This is a genomic window from Vibrio owensii, from assembly GCF_002021755.1.
Lineage (GTDB): Bacteria > Pseudomonadota > Gammaproteobacteria > Enterobacterales > Vibrionaceae > Vibrio > Vibrio owensii.
In genome coordinates this window covers 292374-318969 of the sequence record NZ_CP019959.1, presented here as the reverse complement: position 1 = coordinate 318969, position 26596 = coordinate 292374, and the positions used below count along the sequence as shown (strand labels likewise).

Genomic DNA, 26596 nt, shown 5'->3' with positions numbered 1-26596 from the left:
GCCCAAGCTTAAAATAACCACGGAATGACCAGGTGAAGAACAAAAAATTAAAGCTAGCGGACATTGCAGAACTAGCCGGAGTCTCTAAATCCACAGTCAGCTTTGTCTTAAATGGACACGCCAAGAAACACCGAATCAATGAAGACACCGTAAAACGTGTCCAAGCTGTCGTCGCGGAACACAATTACGCACCAAGCCTTTATGCCCGCGCTTTAAAAGCGAAAAAAACGTATACCTTGGGCTTGGTTATTCCTGATTTGGCCAACATGGGTTTTGCCACAACCGCTAAGCAACTCGAGAAGCTCGCTCGAAGCAGCGGTTATCAGCTGTTGATCGCCTCTTCTGAGGATGAACCTGAGCAGGAGCAAGAAGCAGTAAAGAGCCTATTAGAAAGACAAGTTGATTTACTGATGGTCGCAACGTCTATGTCTGACGATAGCTTTTATCAAGAAGTCAGACAGTCTACGCCCGTGATCTTGTTTGACCGTGTTATCGAGCAGCAACAGATGACGACAATCAAAACCGATGCTCATAACGCCGCTAAGCAAGTGGTAGAGAAGTTGGGTAAGGAAGCAAAAGAATGCGCTTACTTTGGTGGTCAGTTAGAGCTTTCTCCGAGTAAAGACCGTTTTGCTGGTTACCAAGCAGGATTGGAACAAGCCGGAGTGAAATTTGAAGCGGCATTAGTTAAACATAAGGATTACCAACCCGAGTCAGGCTATCAAATGATGCAGGAAACCTATCAAGAGTTAGGCCGCCTTCCGGAACGTTTATTCGTTGCTTCTTACTCTATCCTAGAAGGGGTTTTGCGTTTTCTTTCAGAGCAGCAACTGTTAAATGAAGAGATGAAAATTGCGACGTTCGACAACTACGCGATTTTGGATTGCTTACCAATTAAGATAGATTCGATTGAACAGGATTGTGATTTGATTGCGCAAAGCTTATATGAAGCTGGCAAAGCATTGCTTACCGATCCAAAACACACCCCGCAGCAAGTGGTGCTTCCTGCGAAGATCCACTATCGCTAGGACTGATTTGCTCAAGAGAGTGAAAGGGTAAACAACAGCAGTAGCGGCAACGTGATTATACTGAAGAAATTACCAAACAACACCATTGAAGCGACTGTCATTGGCTCAATGTTCAGTCGCTCTGCAAACAAATAGTTCATGACGGCTGGTGGCAGCATAGTGAACAACACCATCATTTGTAGTTGCATTGTCGGCAGTGGGATAAACCAATAGATTAATGTAAATGCGATCGCACCTGTCCCAAGCGATTGCACGGTACACATAAGGCCTACCTTCACCCCCCCTAATCTCAGGTTCAACATCTGGGCACCCAATGAAAGTAACATCACTGGTACCGCCGCTTGTCCGAGTAATGCGGTCGCCTCATACAACGGGTTCCAAATACCAGTTCCTGAAAGATTAATGAACAAAGCGAGTGAAGCAGATAGGAAAATCGGCATCTTAATGATCTGTTTGAATGGATTACCGCTACTGAGCAGCATTACACCCAAACTGATGTGTAAACAGGCAGAGACAACGAACAACAGCACTGCCGAGGGTAGAGCGAGTTCACCGAACGTATACGTGAACAGCGGGATCGCTAAGTTGCCGCTATTTCGGAACATGTGTGGTGGTGCCCATGCTTTAAATGAAAGACCGGTCAGTCTCGTAATCGGTAGCATCACAATGCCGGGAACGACGACAGCAAAAACAGCAGCAACTAAAAGAGGGGCTTGGTCCATGTCGAGAGGCATGCTTACCAGCGATGAAAAGACGAGTGCTGGCGTGAACACATCCATATTAATGCGATTGATGGGGCGAAAATCTGGTCTGATGTAGCGGCCAACGAGATAGCCAACAAAAACCAAAGCGAATACAGGGAAGAGAATGCTGACGACTTGGTGAAACATGTTGGCTCGCTAGTAAGAGGGCGGTATGTGAAAACAGTATCAATGTTTCCATTTGCCGTCATGGAGTAACACGCAGAATTTTGTCTTCGTTCAAGCTTTCGTTTTTCAATTCACCTAGCAGAATAGGTAAAAAAAGTATGCTGAATGTGACTGGTCAGATCTATTTTTGAAGTGACTCAAACTACTGAAAAACAGAGAAGTTTTGTGTCAATTGTTTGTAAAATAGCCAGTATCTGACATTTTTATTAAATAGTGATTAATGTTGTTTTAAGGTTTTAAACTAGTAATTTAAACTGGATATTTTTCTCGATAGAGAGGGAATTAAAGTAAAATCTGGAAATGATGGTAGGTAAAGTACCGCAGTGGTAAAACATTCGGTATATTAGCAAAGAAAAAAGTTGGCGAAAATCATAAGCTTGGCATACACTTCCTGATGTAACCCCGATATGTTGTTGAATTGGTAGGGTAAAACTGCTCTGGCGCTACACTAGGTAGCATTGTTTAACATAGCTTTGAGGAAAGTTTTATGGCGCTCACAAAAGCCGAACTTGCAGAAAACCTGTTTGATAAATTGGGATTTAGTAAACGGGACGCCAAGGAAACGGTGGAAGTGTTCTTTGAAGAAATTCGTAAGGCACTAGAAAGTGGCGAACAGGTAAAACTGTCAGGTTTTGGTAACTTTGACCTTCGTGACAAAAACGAACGACCTGGTCGTAACCCGAAAACTGGTGAAGATATTCCTATTACTGCTCGACGTGTCGTTACGTTCCGCCCGGGTCAGAAGTTGAAAGCTCGCGTAGAGAACCTAAAGGCAGACCAGTAAGCCATGTAACATGGAATGAGACCACGCTTTGTCGTGGTCTTTTTGTCTGTACGCTTCGTTACTTGCTAAAGAACAAATAAAAAACCACCGCAATTGCGGTGGTTTTTCAGTATTGAGGAAATCAGTTTCTAAAAGACGGCTTGTTTACGCCGCTTCTAGGTGTGTTGTCAGGTACGGATGCCAAGCTTCTTGATACAAGTTTTTCGATTGAGTGCGCATGCTGCGAATCGAAGCTGTCTCGATATCATTTAAGTTTCGTCCTTCTACTAGAGCCTGACGCTCCAGCTTCTGAATTTGTTCGTACAAATCATGCTCCGGGCCATTCTTAACATCAGCAATGGCTTTAAGGTGCAGTTGAACTTCAGCAATCAAATTCGTTTTAGGAAGACGAACCAACAGGTTCAAGTCGCGGTAGCCAGAAGCCGTTGGTTTCTTAAAGCGGTTTTTCACTTTAACGATGGTAGTTTCACGCTCTAACGCTTCGTACACAGATACAAGGCTTGCTACGTCATCCGCGACGATAGTTGCTCGTGCTAAGTCTGTAATTCGCTCTACTTGACCATCCAATTCGTGAGCAATTTTTTCTTCGGCACGATGTTGAGATTTAACGCCTGCGAAGTAAGGTTGGGCGTCAGTAAGAAGGGCAGTACTTTTACAGATGGTTTCTAACTCGAACTGTGCTTGGTGAGCTTTGCTGTAAAGTACGTCGAAATCTGAATAAGGTTGAGTTGGTTTGGAGTCGATTGACTGAATGCCATACAAACCACTAAGGCTATGCTTAAACAATTTTGAGCAAACTTCGTTTTGGCTAGCAGAACGGTTTTGTTGCTCGTTACTCGGGACATTTGGAAGTGCGGCGAACGCCGGCGCACGGCTTAGTACTAAAAGCATCAATGCTGTAGTACGTAAAAATAAGCTCATTCACTCTCCTTAACTTGCTTGCACTTAGAAAATGGGTAACGAAAAGGTCACTAAGATTCGCAAATCAGGTACTACCTAGTTAATGGGGGCTCTACGATAGATTCCAAGGCCGTTTTTTAGCCTTATGGTGGAATCGTGTTCTAGATCACCATTTTGCTTTCCTTTATTCTGACAACCAGATAAAGGAAGGGTTCATTCTTGAACGATAGCCATACTACCATTGCAGTATTAACCAAAGATGAACGGCATAGACAAATTTGAAAAAATCATTAGTCTTACCCCACAAAAGCGAAGCGCAAAGCTCGAATCCACAATCAGCCGACAAGTAGAAGTAAAATGAGAGATCAAGAATTTTGGCACAGTAAATGGGCGAGTAACCAAATTGGTTTCCACCTAGATGATGTGAATCCACTGTTACCTGCATTCTGGCAGCATACCAATCCTAAACGTGAAGACACCGTGTTAGTTCCTCTGTGCGGAAAGTCAGAAGATTTGGTATGGCTTGCGACGAAGCATGATGACGTGCAGGGTGTCGAACTCAGCCTTATCGCCGTGCGTGCGTTTTTTGCTGAACACTTCTACACGCCGACTGTCACATCACTAAACGGCATGCATGAGTTGTATCAGTTCGATGAGTTGTCGATTTACACTGGCGACTTCTTTACTGCGCCTGTTTCTAAAGCCGATATCATTTACGACCGTGCTGCGCTTGTGGCTTTGCCGCAAGAAATGCGAGAAGAGTACGTAACTCGTCTCAAGCAACTGTTGAACCCTGGTGGACGTATTTTACTTGTGACTCTTAACTACCCACAGGATGAGATGTCAGGCCCTCCATTTAGCGTGCCAGTCGAAGAGATTGAACAGCTGTTTGCGGGTTATAAGGTGACTTGTTTGAATGTCGAGCAAGCCGACGAAAACCATCCTAAAATTGTGAAGAAAGGTCTAAGCCGCTTCTCTGAAGAAGTCTACTTAATAGAGAGCGAATAAAGGACTTTTCGAACCCACAGAAAGAAAAAGCGCAGCCAATTGAGCTGCGCTTTTGTCTATCTTTAGCTGATTAATGAAATCAGTAAACGATCTGCACTTTAGATGCGTTATTTACTGCATCTTCAATCGAGTCTTCAATAGTCTTACGACGCGTTAAAACAACGCCTAAGCGACGACGGCCGTCTATCTCAGGTTTGCCAAAAAAACGTACTTGAGTTTGTGGCTGAGCCAATGCCTTGGCAACATTGTCAAAGCGGATATCAGTTGATGTACCTTGGCCTAAAATAACCGCTGATGCTGATGGTCCATACTGAACTATGTTGTTGATCGGCATTCCGGTGAACGCTCGAACATGCAGTGCGAACTCAGACATTTCTTGAGAGATCATGGTTACCATGCCGGTATCGTGTGGGCGAGGGGATACTTCATTGAAAATGACCTTATCGCCTTTAACAAACAGCTCGACACCAAAGATGCCGTAGCCACCCAGTGCATTAACAACTTTCTCTGCTGTATATTCAGCCGCTTTGATGGCGTTGTCTGACATTGCTTGTGGCTGCCATGATTCACGGTAATCACCATCTTCTTGACGATGTCCGATCGGAGCACAAAAGTGCACTCCATCAGCTGCGCGCACGGTTAGCAATGTGATTTCGTAATCAAAGTCAATAAAGCCTTCAACAATCACACGCCCTGCACCTGTACGACCACCTTCTTGTGCGTAATCCCAAGCCGTTTGAACATCTTCTTCTGATTTGATAACGCTCTGGCCTTTACCAGAAGAGCTCATCACTGGCTTAACAACACACGGGATACCAACGTGTTCTACTGCTGCTTTAAAGTCCTCAAAGCTGTCAGCAAATTGATAAGGGGAAGTGTTTAGGGCCAACTCTTCAGCTGCAAGGCGGCGAATGCCTTCACGGTTCATTGTCAGCTTAGTTGCTTTCGCTGTAGGAACAACGTTCAAGCCTTTCTCTTCTAACTCGACCAATTTATCGGTCGCGATAGCTTCAATTTCAGGAACCACGTAAGCAGGTTGCTCTTTATTGATGATCTCTTCCAGTGCCTGTCCATCAAGCATGTCGATGACGTAGCTACGATGCGCAACTTGCATCGCCGGAGCATCGGCATAACGGTCGCACGCGATCACTTCCAAACCAAGACGTTGGCATTCAATTGCCACTTCTTTACCAAGCTCGCCAGAGCCCAAAAGTAATACACGGGTAGCATGAGTGCTAGTAGCAGTACCGAACATAGTGTTCCCTTACAAAATAAAGTGATGAAACCGAATTTGCAGGGGATCATACTGATTTTTACGCACGAAGCAAACGTTTGCGCAAGGTTTTTTGATAATAAAAAAGCCCTACACTGGGTAGAGCTTCTCGCTTAGCGTTTGGATAAATTAAACGTTCACAAAACTCACTGGAATATCAGGGTTTAGCGCTTCTAGCGTTGATTGAGTATCGGCTAGGTGGCTGATCTTGCCTTGCGAGTTCTCAACCAGAGCAGCAGCTTTGATGTCTTCAAACTGCTCACCAGCCATCAGGATTTGAATCAGTGCAACCTGAAGCGGTGGAAGGCTAGGGTTGAACGCCGCGTTTTCTGCGTAAGCGCCTTGGAATACGCGACCACTGTTCATCTCTAGAGCAATACCGCTCAAGTTGTTAGTGTAAGGCGCGTGGCTGATGTTCATTGCGCTGACCGCTTTTTGGATCAGAGCGTCATCTTCATCACACACAAACTCGTGTTTTACATCTGCCATTAGACCAGATTCGATGCCTAAGTCTGCAGGACCAAAAGCTTCTGGAAGGTAGTGGTGTAGTGACTTTTCTTCGCGTTCTGGCAATTGGATCTTGAGTTCTTTTGCAGTAGTGAGTTCATTCATGAACTGACGACAGTGACCACAAGGGCTGTAGTTGATGGTGATGTCTTTCACACCATGTTCGCCTTTCATCCAAGCGTGGCTGATCGCACACTGCTCAGCATGAACGGTTTGACCCAGTTGAACGCCGAAAAACTCCATGTTCGCACCAAAGTAAAGGCGACCAGATAGACCGCGAACAATCGCACCGACATAGAATTCAGAAATTGGAGCGTAAGAAAACGCTGCGGCAAAAGGAAGTAGAGCAACACGAAGCTCTTTGTCTGAAAGGTTGGTAGCGTTCAGCAGCTCATCAAACTGTTGCTCAGAAATAGTGGCATCAAAATCGTCAGCGAGAACGATAGGAGCAAGATGTGTTGAAAGTGCTTCAGGAGCGCTTGCTAGCGCCTGTTCAATGCGACTTTTCATGTTGAATCCTTGTTATTGCATGGACAGTTATTCTATGTGAAAGATGGAAATGTTCTGTGCTTTAGATCACGTTAATGTGTGTAATGATAATTTACGTTACATAATTAGAGTGAGCTCACACATGTATTCGATTTCACGACGATTTAACGTTATCTCTGTCCCACTAATAACTATATCAACGTATATTCATACTGCGAATTTTCTGGATGAGATTATGACCTGCTCACTTTATCGGGAAGCAAAGTAGAGCAGGTCATTGAGGTCTTTATTGGTATAACCAAACAGCCAAAGCAAAGAAGCTTGGCGCAAGAATAGAAGTGATGATGCCACACAGCACCAAAGCTAGAGATGAGAAAGCCGCATCACCAGGCTGTTTTTCAGCACATGTTGCTGTCCCAAGTGCGTGAGAGACAGTACCCATTGTCAGGCCACGAGCGATAGGGTGTTTAATGCCGATAAGGTTGAAGATTGGGTAAGCCAAAATCGCCCCGAATAAACCCACGATAAGCACTAAAATAGCCGCAACGGCAGCTTCACCACCTAAGTGGCTAGAGATTTCCATCGCGATAGGGGTGGTTACCGATTTGCCCACTAAGCTTGCAATGAGGCTGATGTCTGCTTTGAATGCAACGGCGATCAGTGTCGCTGTTAGCATCGACATCACGCTGCCCAAAGAGCAAGCCAGTGCGATAATGCGCCAGTTGGCTTTGATTTGAGGTAGCTGCTCATAGAGCGGATACGCTAGCGCAACAACAGCGGGCTGAAGCAAGAAGCTAATATACTCGTTGTCGGCGTAGTAGGTTTCAAACGGCACTTTCAAAAAGGTGAGTAGAGGGATCAATACTGCGATGCTGATTAAAAGCGGGTTTGCGATTGGGTTGTTAACCTTAATTGCGATTTGACGAGCGGCAAGGAAAACCACAATAGTGACAAGTAACCACATATTAGTGTTTCTCCTTCAGCAAGTAATCTAAGAACCACGCTAAGCTGACCAATACGATCAGTGAGCCGCCTACTGCACTCGCAATGATTGGCAGCGCATTCGCCAACAACATATCAAAGTGCTGCATCAAACCAACACTGATTGGGACGAACAATAAGATCATGTATCGAATGAAAAGCGTCGCGCCAGGCTTAACCCATTCGACTTTGACGAAGCCAAGGGTCATAGAGAAAAACAGCACTAGCATGCCGATGACACTTCCAGGAACAGAAACGCCAGTGAATTTTTGAATAGTATTGCCGATGCCAAGTGCTCCCATGATGAGTGCGAGGGAAATGAGCAAATGGACCAGCTGTAGTAATCGATCTTTAATCATTTTGACAGCATATAAAACAACAAGCACACCCGAAGGTGCGCTTGAACAAGGTAAGAAATTAGGAGGCTAAGCTCTCTACATAACGATAGACGGATTTTAGTATCGCTATCTTCTTTTCGTCACTTTCATGTTCGTGAACTAAGTTTTCTAAATTCAGCATGTACTCTTCAATTTGGCTTTCGAAAACTTCACGACAGTGTTGTGCCCAACGTCTTTGTTCTTGTTCATCCAGTGTGCCGGCGTAGTGACGGGCACGGTAACGGAACAGCAATGGCTTGATGCGTTTGTCATCAAACTCAATATCCAGCGCAGCAAGGTTATTTGGATCTGTTTCACGAATGATGTCCATCGCTGCGCGATCTGCTGGTGAAAAGAAGCCATCGTACAGTTGCGTATCCACATCATCGCTCTTTTCGAACTCACGCTCAATAGAGAATAGACTAATTAGCTTCTCACGGATTTCTGGGTGTTGACGCAGCAGTGCTAGATTACTCAAACATTTCTGACGGTCGATTCCAATTACTTCTGCGTTCTCTGCCGTTAACGTTTTAGCTGGAGCAAGGATAGGGCACTTGTTCAGATGTACGAGCTTTACGGGTACAGGCAATAAGTCACCCAGTTCTTCACGCTTGGTGTACAAACGCTCTTTCAACTCTTCTGCTGAAAGCTCAAGAATAGGCTGAGGATCTTTGGCTAAATCAATTGTGATGACGGCGTTATTGTTGGTTGGATGCCAAGCCACAGGAACAATCCAGCTTGTGTATTGGCACTCACGTCCCAACATGCCTGATACGTGCATCAATGGCGTCATGTTTACAATATCGACTAACTCGTTCAGTTTACGCTTGTTACGCATCGAGTAAAAGTAATCAAACAGCTTTGGTTGCGCGGCTTTGACTTTCTTCGCCATCTCAATAGTAGCAATTACATCTGCCATCGCATCGTGGGCATTGCTGTGTTCAATGCCATTTTCCACAGATAAATGCTCAAGCTTGAAACTCGTAAAGCCTTCATCATTCTCCGGCCATTCCACGCCCTCAGGACGAAGGGCATGACACGCTCGCATCACATCGAGCAAATCCCAGCGCGAGTTACCGTTTTGCCAGCTCCACGCATACGGGTCGATAAAGTTGCGGTAACAAGTGTAACGAGTGACTTCATCATCGAAACGGATGCTGTTGTAACCAAGGCTCGTTGTGTTTGGTTTAGAAAGCTCAGCGTGGATCTTGGCGATAAACTCAGGTTCAGGTAGGCCTTCTTGCATGGCTTTTTGTGGCGTAATACCAGTGATCAAAGCAGCTTCTGGCGAAGGGAGATAATCAGCAGGTGGGCGACAGTACATGACCAAAGGTTCACCAATGATATTGAAGTTTTCATCAGTGCGAACGCCTGCGAACTGACTTGGACGATCTTTGGCTGGACTTGTTCCCCAAGTCTCGTAATCAAAAAAGAAAAAAGTGGGCTGATTATCTTGGTGCATTCTGCTTACCGTTTACGGAACCGATTGAGGGTATTAGACCATTCAACGCCTTGACTCGCAACGAAAGATGCAAGGTGATGTTGTGAAAATGGAAAAGCCGAAGGCGAACCGTCGGCTTAATATTTGGGAATTGACTAATGCTTAGACTATTGAGGTGTTGTATCACCCAAAATCTAAGGTTAATAGCAAGCGAGGTTCACTCGATTCAATGTTCGGAGACCGGTGTACCAGACCTCTGTTTTCATTGCCGCTCCAACGTTCACCTTTCAGAAGTGCAACATCACCCACAGACAAATGTTGAATGTCATTCTCTTTCATGTACAAACCTGATTCCGAGTCTGGGAGTCCATTGCTACCGTGCCCCAGTTTGGCGCGATTGACGGCATCGTTGGCTAGCCACTGTGTCGCAGTACCATGATATGTGGTTACCAATCGGCAAGGTACTTGGTCAACGTGAAAGCGGGGGCACATTGCGCTATTGAGCGTTGCGAGGCGTAATCCTGCATCTTTGAGTTCAAACAGATAGCAGAACATATCAACCAACTCAGCAATATTTCTTAGTAGTACTTCTGGCGCTTTTCCGTCAGTTGCGAATTGCAACGTTTCTAAGGCGTTTTCCGGGGAGATGCTCAACGACTTACCAAAGTTGGGGTTTGATGTAACAAAGGCTTTGCTGGCATCAATGAGTTGTTGATCAAATTGACGCTGCCAAATCGCGATATTGATGTCTTCCTGATAAATGTCTGCCAACACCGTCGGTTCTTTCCGTGCACTGAAACATGCTGTTTTGTGCGTGTTTCCCAAGGCTTCAGTTGTAATGGACTCGGTTAAAGTTGAAGTCATGATATAACCTCCGATGTTATTCGTATGCGGCTTTAGTTTATTGAAATGTTATATCATAACAATTGTTGCTAACAAACCCATTTGCCGCAAATGTTGTTTAGACTCTGGTAAGTCTTTGAAAGAGATTGGGGGAGATTCGTCATGCTTTTATATTAGCGAGTCTTAAAAGCAAAAAAGCCGATGGGAAAACCATCGGCTCGTGTAAGAAATGTTTATTGGGTAGCGATTACGCTTTCTGTTCTTCCAACGCAGTTTCGCTATTGGTCGACTTTAGCACTCGGCTAGTAATCGTTCCGGCTGTCATCGCACCAGACACATTAAGTGCCGTTCGCGCCATATCGATCAATGGTTCGATAGAGATAAGTAACGCTGCAATTGTCACAGGCAAGCCCATTGCTGGTAGTACAATCAATGCCGCAAAAGTTGCGCCGCCGCCTACACCGGCAATACCGAATGAGCTAATCGTGATAATAGCAATCAGTGACAAAATGAAGTTGATGTCTAGAGGATCAATACCCATCGTTGGCGCTACCATCACTGCAAGCATTGCAGGGTAAATACCTGCACAGCCGTTCTGACCGATTGTGGCACCGAAAGATGCGGACAAGTTCGCAATCGCTGGTGGGACGTTTAACTTGGTGATTTGTGCTTCAACGTTAAGTGGAATCGTTGCTGCTGAGCTGCGTGATGTAAATGCAAATGTCAGTACAGGCCAGATCTTCTTAAAGTACTCTGCTGGACTCACGCCAACGAAAGACACTAGCAGTCCGTGTACAAGGAACATAAGTAAAATAGCAACGTACGATGCCACGATGAAGCCTAACAGATTAAGGATGTCACCAGCACTTGAAGTGGCAACGACTTTTGCCATCAGCGCAGCGATGCCGTAAGGCGTCAGTGCCATGATCATCTTAACTAAACGCATCACGATAGATTGAGCAGCCTCAACGAAAGTGCGAATCGGAGATTCTAGCTCTTCTTTTTCTGCCATCACTTTACGCGCAGCGATACCTACTAACACACCAAAGATAACCACAGCAATGATCGATGTAGAGCGAGCACCTGTTAGGTCAGCAAATGGGTTGGTTGGAATAAAGCTAACTAGCATCTGAGGGATCGTTAGGTCGCTTACTGAGCCTACACGGCTTTCTAGTACCGCAATGCGAGCTGTTTCACGCGCACCTTCTGTGAGGCCTTCAGCAGAAAGACCAAACGTTGTGGTAACCAGAATACCAATCATGGCAGCAATAGCGGTCGTAACGAGAAGAACAGAAATCGTAAGGCCAGAAATCTTACCCAGAGAGCCGCCTTTTTCCAGCTTAACAACCGCTGAAATCATAGAGACCAGTACCAATGGCATAATGACCATCTTCAACAGGCCAACGTAACCACTGCCGACGATACCAACCCATTCAAGTGTTTGAGCAATCACATCGCTGCCTTCGCCATGAATCAGTTGTAAAGCAAGACCGAAAAGTGAACCAGTCACAAGACCAAATAACACAAGACGAGATAACGTGTTCTTTTTTTGTTGTTGGTTAAAAAGAAAGAATAATATGGCGATAAACACCGCCAGAGAGGCAACCACTGCGAAATTCATAATCTGACCTTATTAATCAGCGCCAAATGCTGACTGTTTTTTATACGGGGCTATATACTGGTAACGTAAGATACCGATCGGGATATAACTTTAAAAATGAAAAACAGGTATTAGATAGATCGAAAATGAATATAAAAGTGAGACGCATATCTCGTGCAATAACGTTTTAGCACAAGATTTATCCGATTTTACTTAGTCATAATGCTTGATGAGGTCCATCATCTCTATTCTATGCAAATAGACGATTGGGTCTTGTTGATAGCTGAAAACTTGGTAAATCATCGCTTTGGCTACGTCTTGAGCTTGAATAGGCACAAAATTAGCCAGTTTTCCCAGCATAAGCGGACGAATTACTTTAGAAAGAGTCTGAACAACCTTCTCATCTGTACGAGGATTTTCTCGTTGCCCGACCAGAGGCCCCGGTCTTGCGAAGACCACTTCTTCAAAGCCCATCTTTTCAATATTTTTTTCCATGTGGCCTTTGCAAGCAAGATAGTGGGATGATGAAGAGGCTTTTGCACCCAAACTCGATACGACTGCAAGGCGTTTTACGCCAATCAACTTCATTTGCTGAGCCACTTTACACACTAACTCGACATCGATTTTCCTTAAACCGTCTTTGCTGCCGGCTTGCTTCAATGTCGTACCAAGACAAATAAAACCAACACGAGGGGTAGGCTGTTGTTCGTCCCAGTCATGAATGGTGAGCTCAGCATCGAGAAGTGGGATGATTTTATTATCAGGGTCGGCAATGTCAGTGAGGGCTCGTCGAGAAAGGGAATACAGAGTTTCGATGCTAGGCTGTGAGATCAGTTGAAGGAGGACTTCTCTACCAACCAGCCCTGTTGCGCCAGCGATAATGACACATGCATTTGAATCGTTACTCATTGTATTCTTCCTTATAGAGAACAGTTGCTTAGGCTATTGTAGCTTAATTGTTCAGCCAAGCATTAGGCATGCTATCAATGTTTGACGCACGACCCGTTTGCTCTCTCTTCAAACGAGGCAAATAAAAAGACCCGCGGGACAAACGGGTCTTTTTTCTTAGGAGAATGATAAGGGTATGGATCGCCGAGATTGGCGTGGTGGGTTTGGCTTGCCTCTCTTAGCGGGGCGACGACTTTGATTGGCAAACATAATTTCTCGCTTTTTGTGTTAGGGACGGTTTGTTTAAAGCATCACACGTGCCAACTTTCAAAATACAGACGATGAGGAAATCAGCTCTCGTTTCATTTACGCCTAATCTGTGTTGGATGTGCTATTGGATAGTTTTTATTTATCAATGCTTTAAGTTGTTTTGTTAGACTGATATTGACCATCAGACGTTATCAATTAGAGCGCTGAAAAATAAATGACTGAGACTGAGTTGGTTTAAGTTGAATGCTTTTTTTAGTGGAACAAGCTTGTTGAAATAATATTTTTATCAATATGACTGTCGAATTGACAAAAAGCGCTGTCAAAAAGAGAAAATCAGATGAAATTGCACGGGAGAGGGGTACACTTGTTCTCTCAATTTGTCGGGAGTCTTATCTCTCTCGCGGTTTTCTAAGACCAAGGATGTCGTATGAACATAGATCTCAGTACGCTTGCGCCAACGCAGGTGTACCATTTGATGACTCAAACTGTCATTCCTCGCCCAATCGCTTGGGTGCTCACAGACTCAGGTGAGCAAAACTTCAACTTAGCGCCATTTTCCTACTTTACTGCGGTTTCTAGCCGTCCACCTTTATTGATGATTTCTGTGGGAAAAAAGCCCAATGGGGACATCAAAGACACCACGCGAAATGCATTAGAAACCGATAAGTTGGTTATCCATATTGCACCCAGTGATCTCGCTGATAAAGTCACTTTATCTTCTGCCACATTAGAACACGGGGAATCTGAACTGGAGACGACTCAACTTGAGACGGTTGATTTCCAAGGTTTCGAATTACCACGCTTAGAGGGCGCGCCAATTGCATTCGGCTGTAAGTTGCATGAAGTGATAGAGATGGGGGAGACACCGCAAAGTTTAATCTTTGCAGAGATTGAACACATTTATGTCGATGAGCGGGTCATATCCATGGAGGGTGACCGTTTAAAAGTTGATGCCTTAGCTGTAGACCCATTAGCTCGGTTAGGCGGTAATGAATACGCCACGTTAGAAAAAACTTTTTCTGTCGCTCGTCCAAAATAAAGAATAAGGAATCATCATCATGGATCGCTCTTTTGCCTCAGAAATTCAAGCTCGCATTGATAACAAAACCAAGCCATTAGGCGCTCTTGGTTTGCTCGAAAAAGTAGCGCTAGAGCTGGCGTTAATTCAAAGTCAAGATAAGCTTCAATCGGTTGAAACAATTGAAATTCGCAAACCAACCATGTTGGTGTTCGCTGGTGATCATGGTATCGCAGAAGAAGGGGTGAGCATTGCGCCAAGCGCTGTGACTCAACAAATGGTGGCGAATTTTCTCGCAGGTGGCGCTGCCATTAACTGTTTCTGCGATCTCAACCAAATTGACTTTAAGGTCATTGATTGTGGCATGTTGTCACCGATCGATACCTTAGTTCCTGACTTTAAACATCATCCCAACTTGATTGAGAAACGTCTGGGAAATGGCACGGCAAATTTTGCTAAACAAACAGCGATGTCGTTAGAGCAAGTTGCATTGGGTTTGGAATATGGAGCCCAGGTCGCGCAGCAGGCGATCCTTAATGGCTCGAACTTGTTGATGTTTGGTGAGATGGGGATTGGCAATACCAGTTCGGCATCGGCATTGTTAACTGCGCTGAGTCCATTGGAAGTCGACCATTGCGTTGGCTATGGCACGGGCATTACTCAAGAGCAGCTAAACCGTAAGATCAAGCTAGTCGCACAAGGTGTGAATCGCTGTCGTGATCTAGATACCAAAGGCGCGTTGGCTCAAGTCGGTGGGTTCGAAATTGTGCAAATGGTTGGCGCATTCTTAGAAGCGAAACGCCACAAAACGCCAGTCTTGGTCGATGGATTTATCGTATCTGTAGCCGCTTATGTCGCGACTCTATTGGATGAAGAGACGCGAGATTACATGTTGTTTGCTCATAACTCAGAAGAGAATGGGCACAAGTTTGTGCTGGAATGCTTACAAGCGGAGCCTCTCTTAGATCTTGGACTGCGCTTAGGTGAAGGAACCGGAGCTGCACTTGCTTTGCCACTCGTAAAAGCGGCGGCTCAGTTTTACAACAACATGGCGAGCTTTGAGAGTGCGGGAGTGACGGTTTAGTGTCTGCTTCTGATAATACACTCCATTCAGAGACTCGTTCTTTGCGCTATCAGAGTGAGCTTTTCTTGCTCGCAGTAAGCTTTTTTAGCCGTATACCTGTGCCTTCTGATTTACCTTACAGTGAAACGCGCATGAACCAAGCGGGGAGATACTTTGCTTTGGTCGGTGTGTTGCTTGGGCTACTGTGCGCAGCTGTGTTTTCACTGGCAAGTTTATTGTTCCCAAACTCAGTTTCCATCGTGTTAACCATGGCATTTAGCCTGTTGCTTACCGGCGCGTTTCATGAGGACGGTTTAACGGATATGGCAGATGGCATTGGCGGTGGTATGACGTTAGAGCGCCGCTTAACCATCATGAAGGACAGCCGCATCGGGACTTACGGAGCAGCAACGCTAATGATGGCGCTGCTGGCGAAATTTGTATTTTGGAGCGAGTTAGCCAATGAGCCTCAGTTTTGGCTAATGATCGTCGTGGCGTACACAGTGAGCCGAGCACTGGCTGCCACTCTCATATATGACATGCCTTACGTCAGTGACACGGATACCTCGAAAAGTAAACCGTTAGCGAATAAGCAATCGAGCTTGGAAGTCGCGATACTGCTCTTAACTGGTGGGGTTGTAACGTTGTTACTGGGTGTGACTCAGGCTGTTGTTATTGTATTGGTATTGGCACTGTTTCGTGTCGGCTATAAACGCTGGCTGACCAAACGTATCGGCGGATTTACTGGCGACTGCCTTGGTGCCGCGCAGCAGCTTGCAGAGTTGCTTGTTTATCTCACTCTTATCGCATTTAGTCATTCATTATGAAGCAACTTATTCTAGGTGGTGCGCGCTCAGGAAAGTCGAGCTTAGCAGAGAGCAGGGCGCAACAGTCGGCACAAAACAAAAACGGAACGCTTCACTATGTGGCGACGGCATTGCCTTTTGATGATGAAATGAGGCAACGCATTGCTCACCATAAACTGCAGCGAGGGACCGGGTGGATTGAACATGAATGTTCGCTTAACTTGCCTGAGCTCATTTGTGAGTTTTCGTCTCAAGATGTCGTGTTAGTTGACTGCCTCACGCTTTGGCTCAACAACTGGATCTTTGAACTTGGTGATGACTGCTGTAATGAGCGGTTAGAGGAAAAGATACATCAGCTGGTGAACGCGGTAGCACAATCTGAAGCGACGCTGATTTTTGTCTCTAACGAAGTCGGGATGGGCATTGTGCCGCTTGGCGCCGTCAGCCGTTACTTTGTTGATAATGCGGGACGGATGAATCAAAAACTGGCGACCGTATGTGAGCAAGTCACGTTTGTCGCCGCGGGTTTGCCACTTGAGCTCAAACCACAGGAAGGGAAGAGATGAAAACGTTGAATATCTACTTACTGCGACACGGGAAAGTGAACGCAGCCCCAGGTTTACACGGACAAACCGATTTAAAAGTCGATGAAGCTGAGCAACGCAAAATTGCACAAGCCTGGCAACAGACGGGTCGAGAAGTAGAAGGGATCATCAGCTCTCCGTTGTCACGTTGTCACTATCTTGCTGACATACTCGCTGAGCAGCAACTTTTGCCTTTAAGTGTGGAACCACAACTTCAAGAATTGGATTTTGGTGATTTCGACGGCATCCCATTTGACATGCTTTCTGAGCACTGGAATAAGCTCGATGCATTTTGGAAAGCACCGGCACAACACACCTTACCGAATGCGGAGAGCTTGGATGATTTCTCTCATCGTGTAACTTGTGCTTGGTCTCAAATCATCAACGATATCAATGACAACTTGCTAATTGTCACGCATGGTGGCGTAATTAGAATGATTCTTGCCCATGTATTGGGTGTAGATTGGCGCAATCCGCGATGGTATTCGACATTAGCGATAGGAAATGCGTCAGTAACACATATAACAATTACCATCGATGATCAGATTTACGCCTCAGTTCGTTCGATAGGCGTACCACTATTTGAAAATTAGTCACGGAAGTAGCCAACGCTTGGATCTCTACCGAGTTTAAGAGAGAAAAGGGCTGGCTCGATTACATCAAAAGGAACCATAAATGACCGCTCCTAGCTGGGATTTATCCATCGTTTATAACGATCTCGCTGACCCACGAATTCAAGATGACATTGCCCTTGTAGAGCAATGCATTGACCTACTCAATAAACAGTCTGCTGATTGTAACTCTGTTGAAGTGATGCAAAACGCAATCTTAACCAGTGAGGCGGCAAGCCGTTTGGCTGGCACTATTGCGAACTTCGCTAACTGTTACGCGTCTGTGGATGCGACAAATGCAGAGGCGAAAGCACTGCTGGGTCGTATGACGCGTATTTTCTCTGAGCTTTCTCAAGCTTACAGTGCGTTTGAGCTTAAATTGACTCACGCTGATGAAGAGTTCATTACTCGCGTTTTGGATCATGAAAATCCAGACATCAGTGGTCAGGCGTTTTCAATCCTAAACTCTCGCAAACTGGCTGACACACGCTTAAGCACCGAAGAAGAAAAGCTGTTAGCGGCAATGAGCGTGGATGGAAAATCTGCGTGGGGTAAGTTATACAACAACCTCACGGGCTCTTTGAAAGTGAAGCTTGACTACGCTGATGGTGAAAGTGAAGAGCTTGGCTTCTCGCAAGCAGCAAGCATTCTTTATGGTTCTGAATTTGATCGCCAAGAAGCTGCATGGCGTGGCGTTCAAAAGGCGATGGCAACACATCAAGAATCTTTCGCTTCTATCCTTAACGCGCTTTCAGGTTGGCGTTTAACAGAGAATAAAAAGCGTTCTACCAAACGTGATGTTCATTTCCTTGATCCAAGCTTGCATGGCAGCCGAATCAAAGCGGAAACGTTGGATGCCATGATGAAAGTCGCTAAAGACAGCCGTGAGATTGGTCAAAAAGCCGGTTTGTTGATGGCGAAGGTACACGGTCTGGATGAGATGAAACCGTGGAATCATCTTGCTGCGATACCTGCTTTGAGTGGTGAAGCGAAAGTTTACCCCTTCGATGAAGCAATCGACGTCATTTGTGAAGCGTTCGAAACCGTGAATCCAGACATGTCCGAGTTTGTTCGCATGATGGTACAAAACGGCTGGATTGATGCCGCGCCTAATGCCAACAAACGCCTTGGCGCATACTGTACTAAGCTACCAGCGACGCGTACGCCGCTCGTGTTTATGACGTGGAGTGGTAGCCGCTCAGACCTGATGACGCTGGCTCACGAGCTTGGTCACGCCTTCCACAACTGGGTGATTCGTGACTTACCGCTTTGCCAAACGTACTATCCAATGACGTTGGCAGAAACCGCCTCGATTTTCGCTGAAAACATCGTTCGCGATCATCTGATTTTAAAAGCAGAAAGTGTGGATGATAAGCTCGAAATGCTGTGGGAAGAGCTCTCTTCGGCGTTAGCGCTGATGATCAATATTCCAGTTCGTTACGAATTCGAAAAAGCTTTCTACGAGCGTCGCCAAGAAGGCGAACTGACAGCAGATGACTTCTGTGAGCTGATGTCAGAAACGTGGAAAGATTGGTATGGCGATGTGATGAGCGAAGCTGACCCTTATTTCTGGGCGAGCAAACTGCACTTCTCAATCTCTGGGGTGAGCTTCTACAACTACCCATATCTGTTCGGCTTCTTGTTCAGTAAAGGTATCTACGCTCAACGTGAAGCTAAAGGGGAGCGTTTCTACGACGATTACGTAGATCTATTACGTGACACTGGCAACATGATGGCTGAAGAAGTTGTAGACAAGCACCTTTCAATGGACCTGACGCAACCAGAATTTTGGCAGCAAAGTGTGGAGCTAGTTCGTGACAAAGTAGACGAATTTGAACGTTTACTCGCACAACGTGGTGAATAAACGCTAAAAGTTGATCAAATCATAATGATCTTCTTTAGGGCTGTGGTAAAGTTCACAGCCCTAACACTTTGTAATTGTTTAAAAAATAAACGCCTCAATGCTTGATTTGAGTGCATGGCGCGAAAAGGTATGGGATTTTAAATAAATTTGGTGGCTTCTACTCATAAGTGGGATCGCAACAACAAAAATCCTTTGTACAATTTATTAACATACCCGCCGTGCTATTAAGGAGTAACGCATGACGAAGTCTCTCTTTCGCCAATCGTTTTTAACTGACACGTTAGATGTTCATATTGATGTCGCGCCAGCGGAGCAGGTGCTGTCTAATGGTGTAAAACTTAAACTCTATCAGCGTGGTGTGCTAGAAGTGATTCCTGATGAATACACTCAGGAAACAAAGAACGTCATCATCTCTTGTGGTGTCCACGGGGATGAAACCGCACCGATGGAGCTGGTGGATTCAATTATCAAAGACATCGAATCTGGCTTCCAGAAAGTCGAGGCTCGATGCTTATTCATTATCGCTCATCCAGAATCCACGCTGGCACATACGCGATTTTTAGAAGAAAACCTTAACCGACTGTTTGATGAGAAAGAGCACGAGCCGACTAAAGAGCTTGCGATTGCTGATACTCTCAAATTGTTAGTCAGAGATTTCTATCAAGATACGACAGCGGAAACACGCTGGCACTTAGATTTGCACTGTGCGATCCGTGATTCAAAGCACTACACCTTTGCGGTGAGTCCGAAAACGCGTCATCCTGTACGTAGCAAAGCCTTGATTGATTTTCTCGACAGTGCGCATATTGAAGCGGTGCTGCTTTCTAACTCGCCAACCAGCACATTCAGCTGGTTCAGTGCAGAGAACTACGGCGCTCAAGCTTTGACGATGGAGCTTGGTCGTGTGGCTCGCATTGGTGAAAACGACTTAGACAAACTGACTGCGTTCGATTTGTCACTGCGTAACTTAATTGCAGAGGCGAAAGCGGAGCACTTGTCTAAACCATGTATCAAGTACCGTGTTAGTCGTACGATTGTGCGCTTGCACGAAGATTTCGATTTCATGTTTGATGACAATGTTGAGAACTTCACCTCATTCGTTCACGGCGAAGTGTTTGGTCACGATGGTGACAAACCATTGATGGCGAAGAACGATAACGAAGCCGTTGTTTTCCCAAATCGCCACGTCGCGATTGGTCAACGCGCAGCATTAATGGTGTGTGAAGTGAAAACGCGCTACGAAGATGGTGAGTTAGTCTACGATTAATGCCATATCGCTTTAATTTCAGCGAATAAAGCGTAAGAACACATTTGCAATTTACCGAGGCTTAACTGTAAGGTTAAGCCTCGTTTGTATTTATCGGCTACTATGGATTTTCAACAACTTATCCTGAACAAGGAACGACGCTGGCAACGCAATCTTTTAATCATGTCAGTGATTCTCGTGCTGCTCTCTGCTATCCACTTGATGGTCGGAGAGGTATTCCTTTCTCCTTTTCAGTCTCTCTCTGCATTTGAACAAAAACTCTTGTTGGATTTACGCCTGCCACGTTTGGTTTCTGCTGCCATTATCGGGGCAGCATTGGCGGTCTCTGGTGCTACCTTACAAGTTCTACTCGGGAACGTATTAGCCGAACCCGGCGTTCTCGGGATCTCCGGTGGCGCGAGCTTGGCAATGGTGCTCGTCATGTTTGCCTTGCCAGTTTTACCGTCTCCAATGATCTTTATGTTGGCTGCCATTGCCGGTTCGATGTTGTTTACTGTTATTTTGGTTGGTATCGCTAGGGCAATGCATCTTACTACCGCACGGTTGCTGCTCGTCGGTGTTGCTCTGGGTATTTTGTCGAGCGCAATTGTGACGTGGGCATTCTACTTTAGCGATGACTTGAGCCTGCGTCAGTTAATGTATTGGCTAATGGGGAGCATTGGTGGAGCAAGTTGGTATCAGCACACGGTTACTTTGGTCATGCTACCTGTGCTAATTTGGCTCTGCTGCAAGGGCAAACCGCTTGATAAGTTGATGCTTGGGGAAATCCATGCCACTCAACTAGGTATTGATGTTCATCAGATGCGCTGGAAACTCATTTTGGCAATTTCCATTCTCGTTGGTGGTTCCGTTGCATTGGGGGGGATCATTAGCTTTGTGGGCTTAGTCGTGCCGCATCTGCTTCGATTAGCGTTTGGTACAGAAAACCGTTACCTGTTGCCTCTTTCTGCAATATCTGGCGCAGCCTTATTAGTGTTTGCTGATATCGGCGCGCGTTTGTTGCTCGATTCTGCTGAGCTGCCGCTTGGAGTGATGACCACTTCTATCGGCGCACCTATCTTCATTTGGATGCTGGTGAAAAGTCATGATGCACGTTAAGCACATCGCAGTGGGAAGTCGACTGCTACCGCTCTCCTTTGAATGTAAGCCGGGTGAGGTTGTTCATGTCGTGGGTCCAAACGGCTCAGGAAAGAGTACATTGCTTGGTGCGATATCTGGCACCTTAACTCAGCGTGAAGGCGTGAGTGGGGAAGTGCTTGTCGACAATAACGACCTGCTCACAATGCCACTTTCAGAACAAGCGCATATCCGTGGGTATTTGTGTCAGCAATCAAGGCCCGCATTCAATGTTGATGTCTTTCAATACTTAGCACTTTCATTGCCTATGGGTGCCAATATCAGCGATGACAAAGTAAGAGATGCTGTTAATATCGTTATTGAACTGGTGCAACTGCAAGACAAGCTTCATCGAAGTATTCAGACATTATCCGGCGGTGAATGGCAACGTGTCCGTCTAGCCGGAGTGTGTTTGCAAGTGTGGCGTACGATTAACCCTTACTCTCAGTTATTGATTTTGGATGAACCTGCAGCGCCGCTCGATATTGCCCAAGAAGGACTGCTATATCAGCTCATTAATGCCGTCGCTGCGCAAGGTATTGGGGTGTTGGTCGCAAACCACGACCTAAACCGAACGCTTAGGCATGCTGACAAGGTACTGCTGCTCAATAACGGCGTATTGCATTCTTCCGGTAACGCCGACGAAGTGCTATCAGAAGAAGGATTAGCTGAGGTGTTCCAAACACAAGTTAAGAAGGTCTTGGTAGAAGAAAGGCCGTATCTAATTTTTGATTAGTATCCTAAAGAAATACAGAGCATCCAGATGCCAAGCGTTTATTTGTTGAGAGACTAAAACAGAGGCATCTGATGTGAATGGGATTTCTTGATATCTAATGGGTTATCGACACTCTGAAAGTACTCCACCCAAACTTTATTACTTCTCGGAAACTCTCGTCGGAGGGCTTTCTTAACGTGTTTACGCGTACTGACCAAATCTCCTGTCATCGTCTGATTATGATACCCCGTTTCAACAACTTGGAACTGGCTATCTGCTATACAGTAAATTAGAAAACCGCGATCTCTTTTGTAAGTCTTAAACTCTACCGCTTCTTTAGGCTGCAATTCTTTGAGCTGTTTTTCGACTAACGGCAACACCTGAGATATATGAATCATAGGTAATCCACGATATGGTAATTGAGATTAGGTTATCAGAGGGATAGACCTTAGAAATATCAATAAATACTGAACAGGTGTTTAGTGGAGTTAAAAGCATGGATTAGGATTCATTGACCGGAGATTCGATGAGGTTTAACGTTTGAGTAATTAGGCTTTGAGCAGAATAAAAAAGCGCCCACAATATCGAGTATTGTGGGCGCTGAATTTTATTTGTAGTGCCTAATCGACGACTTACTGTGTAAGTGGCTTAAGGTCTGCAGGGCGGTAGTAAACTGATTTTAGAACCTTGCCTTTACGTACCGTTTTGCCTTCAGATACAAAATCTTCTGCACATTTTGCAATGATGTATTCGCCTTTTTGAACCGCCATCAGCTTGATGCCTTGTTCAGCGTAGAAAGCTTCTGTTTCTGCGTATTCTTGTTCGTTGCGACACACTTTGCTCATGTTGCTTGAGTGCACTTCGTCCCAGCAAGGAATAAAGTCGATACCACGGTTCACCGCTACGTTAAGCAGTAGATCGATCAAGTAGCTGATCGCTAGGTTATCTTCAACTTTGCTGTCACCAAGGTGTACTAGACGGCCCATTAGAACGTAAACGCTGTCAATGATTGCGTCTGCTTGCTCGGTTTTGCAATCCGCTTCCGCTAGTTCAGTAAGCTCTTCGATCGCAAGAGAAGTGTGTAGCGTATCTGCTTGTGCGTCTAGGCTTGCAACATCCGCCACTGGTAGGTCGAAAGTGCTACGGAACTCGGTAATGTCACGGTATAGGTGATCAAAAATCTCTTGGGTTAGCTTTGACAGTTGCATTCTAATGTCCATTGAATCGATTGAAGTCGCAATCATATCAAACCGAACTTTAATCCCCAAGCGATCCCATTCTAACTGGTTAGAATTCTGTCTCTTGGGGAGTGAGTTTTAGCGGAATAGGTAAGGGAAGAGCTTCTGACGTTCTTCCTCTGAAAGCGCTGAGACACGTGCAATATTGGTATCTGGAATGGACTCTGGATCAGGGTAGTGTTTAAGTACCTTTTCCATGCTCTCTTCACGGATCAAATGAAACACTGGGTATGGAGAGCGATTCGTCAGGTTTTCATCATCTTCTGGTTCTGCTCCGCCAAAGCAGTAATCAGGATGGAAGGTTGCAACTTGGAAAATGCCTTCCCAATCTTGCTGTTTGATCAAGCCTTCAACCCAATCAATGAAGAAGTTGTAATCCCAGAAATCTTGCAGCATGTTTGGAACCACAACCAAGGTTGTCTCCAGTTTTTCTGGCTCGGTATTACTGAGTTCGATCAGTTGCAGCAAAATGTCTTCAAGTAGAGCTTCTTCTTGCGAGGCTTCACTAACGAAGATTTTGATTTGTTTATTTCGCTGTGGCTTAGCGGCGAACGGGCAGAGATTTAACCCGATCACGACATCATTGAGCCACTGATCGACTTGCTCTGTGATCGCATTGATATCGGTGTTTGGTGATTCTTGTGTTGAGCGCGTTGGCATACGACTTTCTTGCTTTTATGAATGTGGCGCAAGCATAGCAGACCAACGCCACAACATAAAATCAATAGGGCTTAACGCCTTACTAAGCAGTTATATCTGCGTTATCGCCAGCGTCGATTCGCTCTGTGATGTGTTTTAAGAATGCGATAGCAGCGAACATGGCAATGTACAGTGCACTGCCACCGATGAGTACACTCGACCAACCGCCGTTTTGCCAGCAATAGAGCAATAGGAATCCACCTAAACTGCCGCCAATGTAGTAATGCACGAGATACAATGCGGTCGCCGTCGCTTTTGCTTGTGTTGCGTTTTGTCCAACCCAACCGTAGGCTAGCGTGTGAGTGAAGAACGCACCGAAGCTGATCAATAACAAACCTGTCAACATTGCAGGTATGCTTTCAATTACTGCGATCCACATGCCTGCCATACTGACGATAGAGCCCAAAAACATGCCAAGTATCGGCGAAAAGCGTTTACTCCAATGTCCGGCACAACGGGAAGAAAACGTACCACCTAGGTAGCAAACAAATATGAGAGAAGCTAACCCGACAGGCACATTATGTGGCGCACTGACCAAGCGGAATCCCATTACCGAATAAAGATTAACGAACAACGCAAAGTTCAAACCGCCAATCAGCATGGCGAACCACACACGTTGATTTTTGAAGTGTCCGATAATAGCTTTATTGTGGTGCCTTAAACTGCTCGACGAAGGGGTAAAGTTTTTCTGTTTTGGTAGCAAGTAATGCACGCTAACCACGCCGATAAGGGTGAATAGCATCATAACTTCGATGGCGACGTCGATGCTGAAGTTGTCTGCCAGCAAACCTCCGCTGATACGTCCTGCGATCCCTCCCAATGAATTGGCTGCGATATAAGTACCGATCGCCATTGAAAATGCGTGTTTATCTAGCTCTTCCGCCATATAAGCAACGGCAACAGCGGCAAACGCGGCAAGCGCAACACCGATCAAAGCGCGGCAAACTACTAAGAACAAAAACGAATCGCCAAGCAGCATTAATGCGGAGATAGCAGGGATCGAAAACAGACCAAACATCATTACAGGTTTGCGCCCAATCGATTCAGAGAGCACAGCCATCGGGACCAAGCTAAAGGAGAGAGCCAGTGTGGTAGCGGCGAATAGCCAGTTGACCTGAGTTTCCGAGATCTGAAAGTGCGCCGCAAAGCTTGGCAGCATCGGTTGAAGGAGATAAAGGTTCGAGAAAACCAAAAACGAGCCGAGCGCCAGAGATAGCGTAATGCGTTTGTATTCCGGAGTGCCGAAACTGACCATGAGTCCTGCCTAATGCGAGCGAGCAAATATAAAGAAACTGTGATCAATCTATCAGTTAGTTGTGGATTGAAAAAATATATTAAAAATATGGTTGGTATATATTTTTGATCTAATGGAATCGAAGCAACTCAAACACTTTTTAGCGGTCGCGGAACATGGCAACATCACTCATGCAGCCAAGGCTTTGCACATTGCTCAGCCAGCGTTAAGTATTTCAATTAAGAAGTTCGAACAGTCTCTTGGTGTGACGCTGTTTCGCCGAGAAGAAAAGAAAATCAGCTTAACCAAAGAAGGGGAAACCCTGTTGGTTCACGCTAAGCGAGTAATTCAGCAGTTACACGATGCGCAGTTAGCAATTGATGAACTCAAAGGTTTAGCCAAAGGGGAAGTGCGCCTTGGTACGCCTTCAATGATGGGCAGCTATTTTTTCCCTCGAATTGTCATGGCGTTTAAGAGCCAGTATCCAGATTTAAAGCTGACGCTGGTGGAGGCGGGTACTCAGTCTATCCGCCGAATGTTACTTAATGGACAGCTCGATATTGGCGTGATCAGTTGTGACGATGTACCAGAAGACTTAGAAACTGACCATCTGTTTACTAGCCAAATGGTTGCTGTTGTGGCTCCGGAACATGACTTAGCTCAGCACAACGCGATCACATTTGATCAGTTTTTCGAGCATGATTTGGTGATGTTCCAACATGGCTACTTCCACCGAGAATTCTTAGACCACGTCAGCGAAGAGCATGGCTTTACAATGAAGTCCTCATTTGAAACCAACTTGCTGCCGCTCATTCTGAGTATCGTTAAACAAGAATTTGCTATTACCGCGCTTCTAGAACTGGTGACACAACATGAGCAAGGTGTAGTGGGTATTCCATTTGTACCGAGCGTTAAGCTCGACCTTGCACTCGCGTGGCGAAAACAAGGCTATCTATCCATTGCCGACCGAACTTTTATTGACTTTGTGAAGCGGTATGTTTGATTTGCATCCAATTAAAACCAAACTGTTCAATGGAAAGCCTCCCTTTAATTGGGAGGCTTT

General features: G+C 45.5%; 27 protein-coding genes. 13 read left to right on the top strand and 14 right to left on the bottom strand.

Annotation, left to right across the window (positions count from 1 at the left end; genetic code table 11):
- Positions 1-32 precede the first annotated feature (32 nt).
- Positions 33-1028 (top strand): LacI family DNA-binding transcriptional regulator, encoded by a 996-nt coding sequence (locus tag A9237_RS01400; RefSeq protein WP_009705891.1) that lies wholly within the window; start codon positions 33-35, stop codon positions 1026-1028.
- Between the two features lie 11 nt (positions 1029-1039).
- On the opposite strand, the gene A9237_RS01395 is transcribed toward A9237_RS01400, so the two are convergent.
- On the bottom strand, positions 1040-1918 hold the full coding sequence (locus A9237_RS01395; protein ID WP_078607337.1) for an AEC family transporter: 879 nt from the start codon (positions 1916-1918) through the stop codon (positions 1040-1042).
- A 526-nt stretch (positions 1919-2444) separates the two neighbouring features.
- Between A9237_RS01395 and ihfA the strand changes: the two genes are divergently transcribed.
- Positions 2445-2741, top strand: a complete 297-nt coding sequence (ihfA, locus tag A9237_RS01390; RefSeq protein ID WP_005427969.1) for an integration host factor subunit alpha — start codon at positions 2445-2447, stop codon at positions 2739-2741.
- Positions 2742-2885: 144 nt separating this feature from the next.
- Here the strand turns inward: ihfA and A9237_RS01385 are convergent, their stop codons facing one another.
- Positions 2886-3662, bottom strand: coding sequence for a RelA/SpoT domain-containing protein (locus A9237_RS01385; RefSeq protein WP_005439815.1), 777 nt, complete (start codon positions 3660-3662; stop codon positions 2886-2888).
- Between the two features lie 336 nt (positions 3663-3998).
- Between A9237_RS01385 and A9237_RS01380 the strand changes: the two genes are divergently transcribed.
- Positions 3999-4649 carry a thiopurine S-methyltransferase gene (locus A9237_RS01380; protein WP_078607334.1) on the top strand — a complete coding sequence of 217 codons (651 nt, stop codon included), beginning with the start codon at positions 3999-4001 and terminating at the stop codon, positions 4647-4649.
- A 79-nt stretch (positions 4650-4728) separates the two neighbouring features.
- Here A9237_RS01380 and purT read toward each other — a convergent pair whose 3' ends face one another.
- The 8 genes from purT to A9237_RS01340 form a co-directional block, all read right to left on the bottom strand.
- Entirely contained in the window at positions 4729-5904 is a 1176-nt protein-coding gene (gene purT / locus A9237_RS01375) for a formate-dependent phosphoribosylglycinamide formyltransferase (RefSeq protein WP_078607332.1), read from the bottom strand.
- 147 nt (positions 5905-6051) lie between these two features.
- Positions 6052-6939, bottom strand: coding sequence for a cytidine deaminase (gene cdd / locus A9237_RS01370; protein WP_005439818.1), 888 nt, complete (start codon positions 6937-6939; stop codon positions 6052-6054).
- Between the two features lie 265 nt (positions 6940-7204).
- A complete protein-coding gene (locus A9237_RS01365; protein WP_009705896.1) occupies positions 7205-7882 on the bottom strand; it encodes an LrgB family protein in 678 nt (225 codons plus the stop codon).
- Position 7883: 1 nt separating this feature from the next.
- Positions 7884-8258, bottom strand: coding sequence for a CidA/LrgA family protein (locus A9237_RS01360; protein WP_005439820.1), 375 nt, complete (start codon positions 8256-8258; stop codon positions 7884-7886).
- 58 nt (positions 8259-8316) lie between these two features.
- Positions 8317-9738, bottom strand: a complete 1422-nt coding sequence (sbcB, locus tag A9237_RS01355) for an exodeoxyribonuclease I (protein WP_078607329.1) — start codon at positions 9736-9738, stop codon at positions 8317-8319.
- Positions 9739-9900: 162 nt separating this feature from the next.
- Positions 9901-10581 carry a DUF1826 domain-containing protein gene (locus A9237_RS01350; RefSeq protein ID WP_078607327.1) on the bottom strand — a complete coding sequence of 227 codons (681 nt, stop codon included), beginning with the start codon at positions 10579-10581 and terminating at the stop codon, positions 9901-9903.
- A gap of 226 nt (positions 10582-10807) precedes the next feature.
- The gene (locus A9237_RS01345) at positions 10808-12181 is read right to left on the bottom strand and encodes an L-cystine transporter (protein ID WP_078607325.1); all 1374 of its coding nucleotides are present in this window, start codon (positions 12179-12181) and stop codon (positions 10808-10810) included.
- Positions 12182-12373: 192 nt separating this feature from the next.
- Complete coding sequence (locus tag A9237_RS01340) at positions 12374-13069, bottom strand: NAD(P)H-binding protein (protein WP_078607323.1); 696 nt, start codon at positions 13067-13069, stop codon at positions 12374-12376.
- 676 nt (positions 13070-13745) lie between these two features.
- Here A9237_RS01340 and A9237_RS01335 point away from each other — a divergent pair.
- The 9 genes from A9237_RS01335 (at position 13746) to btuD (ending at position 22383) form a co-directional block, all read left to right on the top strand.
- On the top strand, positions 13746-14357 hold the full coding sequence (locus A9237_RS01335; RefSeq protein ID WP_078607321.1) for a flavin reductase family protein: 612 nt from the start codon (positions 13746-13748) through the stop codon (positions 14355-14357).
- A 19-nt stretch (positions 14358-14376) separates the two neighbouring features.
- Complete coding sequence (gene cobT, locus A9237_RS01330) at positions 14377-15420, top strand: nicotinate-nucleotide--dimethylbenzimidazole phosphoribosyltransferase (RefSeq protein WP_078607319.1); 1044 nt, start codon at positions 14377-14379, stop codon at positions 15418-15420.
- The gene (locus A9237_RS01325; protein WP_078607317.1) at positions 15420-16226 is read left to right on the top strand and encodes an adenosylcobinamide-GDP ribazoletransferase; all 807 of its coding nucleotides are present in this window, start codon (positions 15420-15422) and stop codon (positions 16224-16226) included. The genes cobT and A9237_RS01325 overlap by 1 nt, the downstream gene beginning before the upstream one ends.
- The gene (cobU, locus tag A9237_RS01320) at positions 16223-16771 is read left to right on the top strand and encodes a bifunctional adenosylcobinamide kinase/adenosylcobinamide-phosphate guanylyltransferase (RefSeq protein WP_078607316.1); all 549 of its coding nucleotides are present in this window, start codon (positions 16223-16225) and stop codon (positions 16769-16771) included. Before A9237_RS01325 ends, cobU begins: the two co-directional genes overlap by 4 nt.
- Entirely contained in the window at positions 16768-17382 is a 615-nt protein-coding gene (gene cobC, locus A9237_RS01315) for an alpha-ribazole phosphatase (RefSeq protein WP_078607314.1), read from the top strand. Before cobU ends, cobC begins: the two co-directional genes overlap by 4 nt.
- Before the next feature lie 82 nt (positions 17383-17464).
- A complete protein-coding gene (locus A9237_RS01310; RefSeq protein WP_078607312.1) occupies positions 17465-19264 on the top strand; it encodes a M3 family oligoendopeptidase in 1800 nt (599 codons plus the stop codon).
- A 238-nt stretch (positions 19265-19502) separates the two neighbouring features.
- Positions 19503-20531, top strand: coding sequence for a succinylglutamate desuccinylase (locus tag A9237_RS01305; RefSeq protein ID WP_050924730.1), 1029 nt, complete (start codon positions 19503-19505; stop codon positions 20529-20531).
- Between the two features lie 102 nt (positions 20532-20633).
- Positions 20634-21629 (top strand): vitamin B12 ABC transporter permease BtuC, encoded by a 996-nt coding sequence (btuC, locus tag A9237_RS01300; protein WP_009697375.1) that lies wholly within the window; start codon positions 20634-20636, stop codon positions 21627-21629.
- Positions 21616-22383, top strand: a complete 768-nt coding sequence (gene btuD / locus A9237_RS01295) for a vitamin B12 ABC transporter ATP-binding protein BtuD (RefSeq protein WP_020197785.1) — start codon at positions 21616-21618, stop codon at positions 22381-22383. The genes btuC and btuD overlap by 14 nt, the downstream gene beginning before the upstream one ends.
- 53 nt (positions 22384-22436) lie before the next feature.
- Here the strand turns inward: btuD and A9237_RS01290 are convergent, their stop codons facing one another.
- The 4 genes from A9237_RS01290 to A9237_RS01275 form a co-directional block, all read right to left on the bottom strand.
- Entirely contained in the window at positions 22437-22760 is a 324-nt protein-coding gene (locus A9237_RS01290) for a hypothetical protein (RefSeq protein WP_078607310.1), read from the bottom strand.
- A 234-nt stretch (positions 22761-22994) separates the two neighbouring features.
- Complete coding sequence (locus A9237_RS01285; RefSeq protein WP_005445519.1) at positions 22995-23570, bottom strand: nucleoside triphosphate pyrophosphohydrolase family protein; 576 nt, start codon at positions 23568-23570, stop codon at positions 22995-22997.
- 108 nt (positions 23571-23678) lie between these two features.
- Entirely contained in the window at positions 23679-24260 is a 582-nt protein-coding gene (locus A9237_RS01280) for a DUF1415 domain-containing protein (protein ID WP_078607308.1), read from the bottom strand.
- Positions 24261-24342: 82 nt separating this feature from the next.
- Positions 24343-25554: an MFS transporter gene (locus A9237_RS01275; protein ID WP_078607306.1), complete on the bottom strand. Its 1212-nt coding sequence runs from the start codon at positions 25552-25554 to the stop codon at positions 24343-24345.
- A gap of 112 nt (positions 25555-25666) precedes the next feature.
- Here A9237_RS01275 and A9237_RS01270 point away from each other — a divergent pair, with 112 nt between their 5' ends.
- Positions 25667-26536: a LysR family transcriptional regulator gene (locus A9237_RS01270; protein WP_078607304.1), complete on the top strand. Its 870-nt coding sequence runs from the start codon at positions 25667-25669 to the stop codon at positions 26534-26536.
- Positions 26537-26596 lie beyond the last annotated feature (60 nt).

Excerpts from the sequence above, each read along its gene's own strand:
- ihfA (WP_005427969.1), top strand. The coding sequence starts at position 2,445 with ATGGCGCTCACAAAAGCCGAACTTGCAGAAAACCTGTTTGATAAATTG.
- A9237_RS01285 (WP_005445519.1), bottom strand. The coding sequence starts at position 23,570 with ATGCAACTGTCAAAGCTAACCCAAGAGATTTTTGATCACCTATACCGT.
- A9237_RS01270 (WP_078607304.1), top strand. The coding sequence starts at position 25,667 with ATGGAATCGAAGCAACTCAAACACTTTTTAGCGGTCGCGGAACATGGC.
- A9237_RS01335 (WP_078607321.1), top strand. The coding sequence starts at position 13,746 with ATGAACATAGATCTCAGTACGCTTGCGCCAACGCAGGTGTACCATTTG.
- cdd (WP_005439818.1), bottom strand. The coding sequence starts at position 6,939 with ATGAAAAGTCGCATTGAACAGGCGCTAGCAAGCGCTCCTGAAGCACTT.
- A9237_RS01340 (WP_078607323.1), bottom strand. The coding sequence starts at position 13,069 with ATGAGTAACGATTCAAATGCATGTGTCATTATCGCTGGCGCAACAGGG.
- btuC (WP_009697375.1), top strand. The coding sequence starts at position 20,634 with ATGGATTTTCAACAACTTATCCTGAACAAGGAACGACGCTGGCAACGC.
- A9237_RS01345 (WP_078607325.1), bottom strand. The coding sequence starts at position 12,181 with ATGAATTTCGCAGTGGTTGCCTCTCTGGCGGTGTTTATCGCCATATTA.
- cobU (WP_078607316.1), top strand. The coding sequence starts at position 16,223 with ATGAAGCAACTTATTCTAGGTGGTGCGCGCTCAGGAAAGTCGAGCTTA.
- A9237_RS01360 (WP_005439820.1), bottom strand. The coding sequence starts at position 8,258 with ATGATTAAAGATCGATTACTACAGCTGGTCCATTTGCTCATTTCCCTC.
- purT (WP_078607332.1), bottom strand. The coding sequence starts at position 5,904 with ATGTTCGGTACTGCTACTAGCACTCATGCTACCCGTGTATTACTTTTG.
- A9237_RS01280 (WP_078607308.1), bottom strand. The coding sequence starts at position 24,260 with ATGCCAACGCGCTCAACACAAGAATCACCAAACACCGATATCAATGCG.
- A9237_RS01305 (WP_050924730.1), top strand. The coding sequence starts at position 19,503 with ATGACGAAGTCTCTCTTTCGCCAATCGTTTTTAACTGACACGTTAGAT.
- btuD (WP_020197785.1), top strand. The coding sequence starts at position 21,616 with ATGATGCACGTTAAGCACATCGCAGTGGGAAGTCGACTGCTACCGCTC.
- A9237_RS01275 (WP_078607306.1), bottom strand. The coding sequence starts at position 25,554 with ATGGTCAGTTTCGGCACTCCGGAATACAAACGCATTACGCTATCTCTG.
- cobT (WP_078607319.1), top strand. The coding sequence starts at position 14,377 with ATGGATCGCTCTTTTGCCTCAGAAATTCAAGCTCGCATTGATAACAAA.
- A9237_RS01385 (WP_005439815.1), bottom strand. The coding sequence starts at position 3,662 with ATGAGCTTATTTTTACGTACTACAGCATTGATGCTTTTAGTACTAAGC.
- A9237_RS01365 (WP_009705896.1), bottom strand. The coding sequence starts at position 7,882 with ATGTGGTTACTTGTCACTATTGTGGTTTTCCTTGCCGCTCGTCAAATC.
- A9237_RS01395 (WP_078607337.1), bottom strand. The coding sequence starts at position 1,918 with ATGTTTCACCAAGTCGTCAGCATTCTCTTCCCTGTATTCGCTTTGGTT.
- A9237_RS01310 (WP_078607312.1), top strand. The coding sequence starts at position 17,465 with ATGACCGCTCCTAGCTGGGATTTATCCATCGTTTATAACGATCTCGCT.
- A9237_RS01380 (WP_078607334.1), top strand. The coding sequence starts at position 3,999 with ATGAGAGATCAAGAATTTTGGCACAGTAAATGGGCGAGTAACCAAATT.
- A9237_RS01350 (WP_078607327.1), bottom strand. The coding sequence starts at position 10,581 with ATGACTTCAACTTTAACCGAGTCCATTACAACTGAAGCCTTGGGAAAC.
- cobC (WP_078607314.1), top strand. The coding sequence starts at position 16,768 with ATGAAAACGTTGAATATCTACTTACTGCGACACGGGAAAGTGAACGCA.
- sbcB (WP_078607329.1), bottom strand. The coding sequence starts at position 9,738 with ATGCACCAAGATAATCAGCCCACTTTTTTCTTTTTTGATTACGAGACT.
- A9237_RS01290 (WP_078607310.1), bottom strand. The coding sequence starts at position 22,760 with ATGATTCATATATCTCAGGTGTTGCCGTTAGTCGAAAAACAGCTCAAA.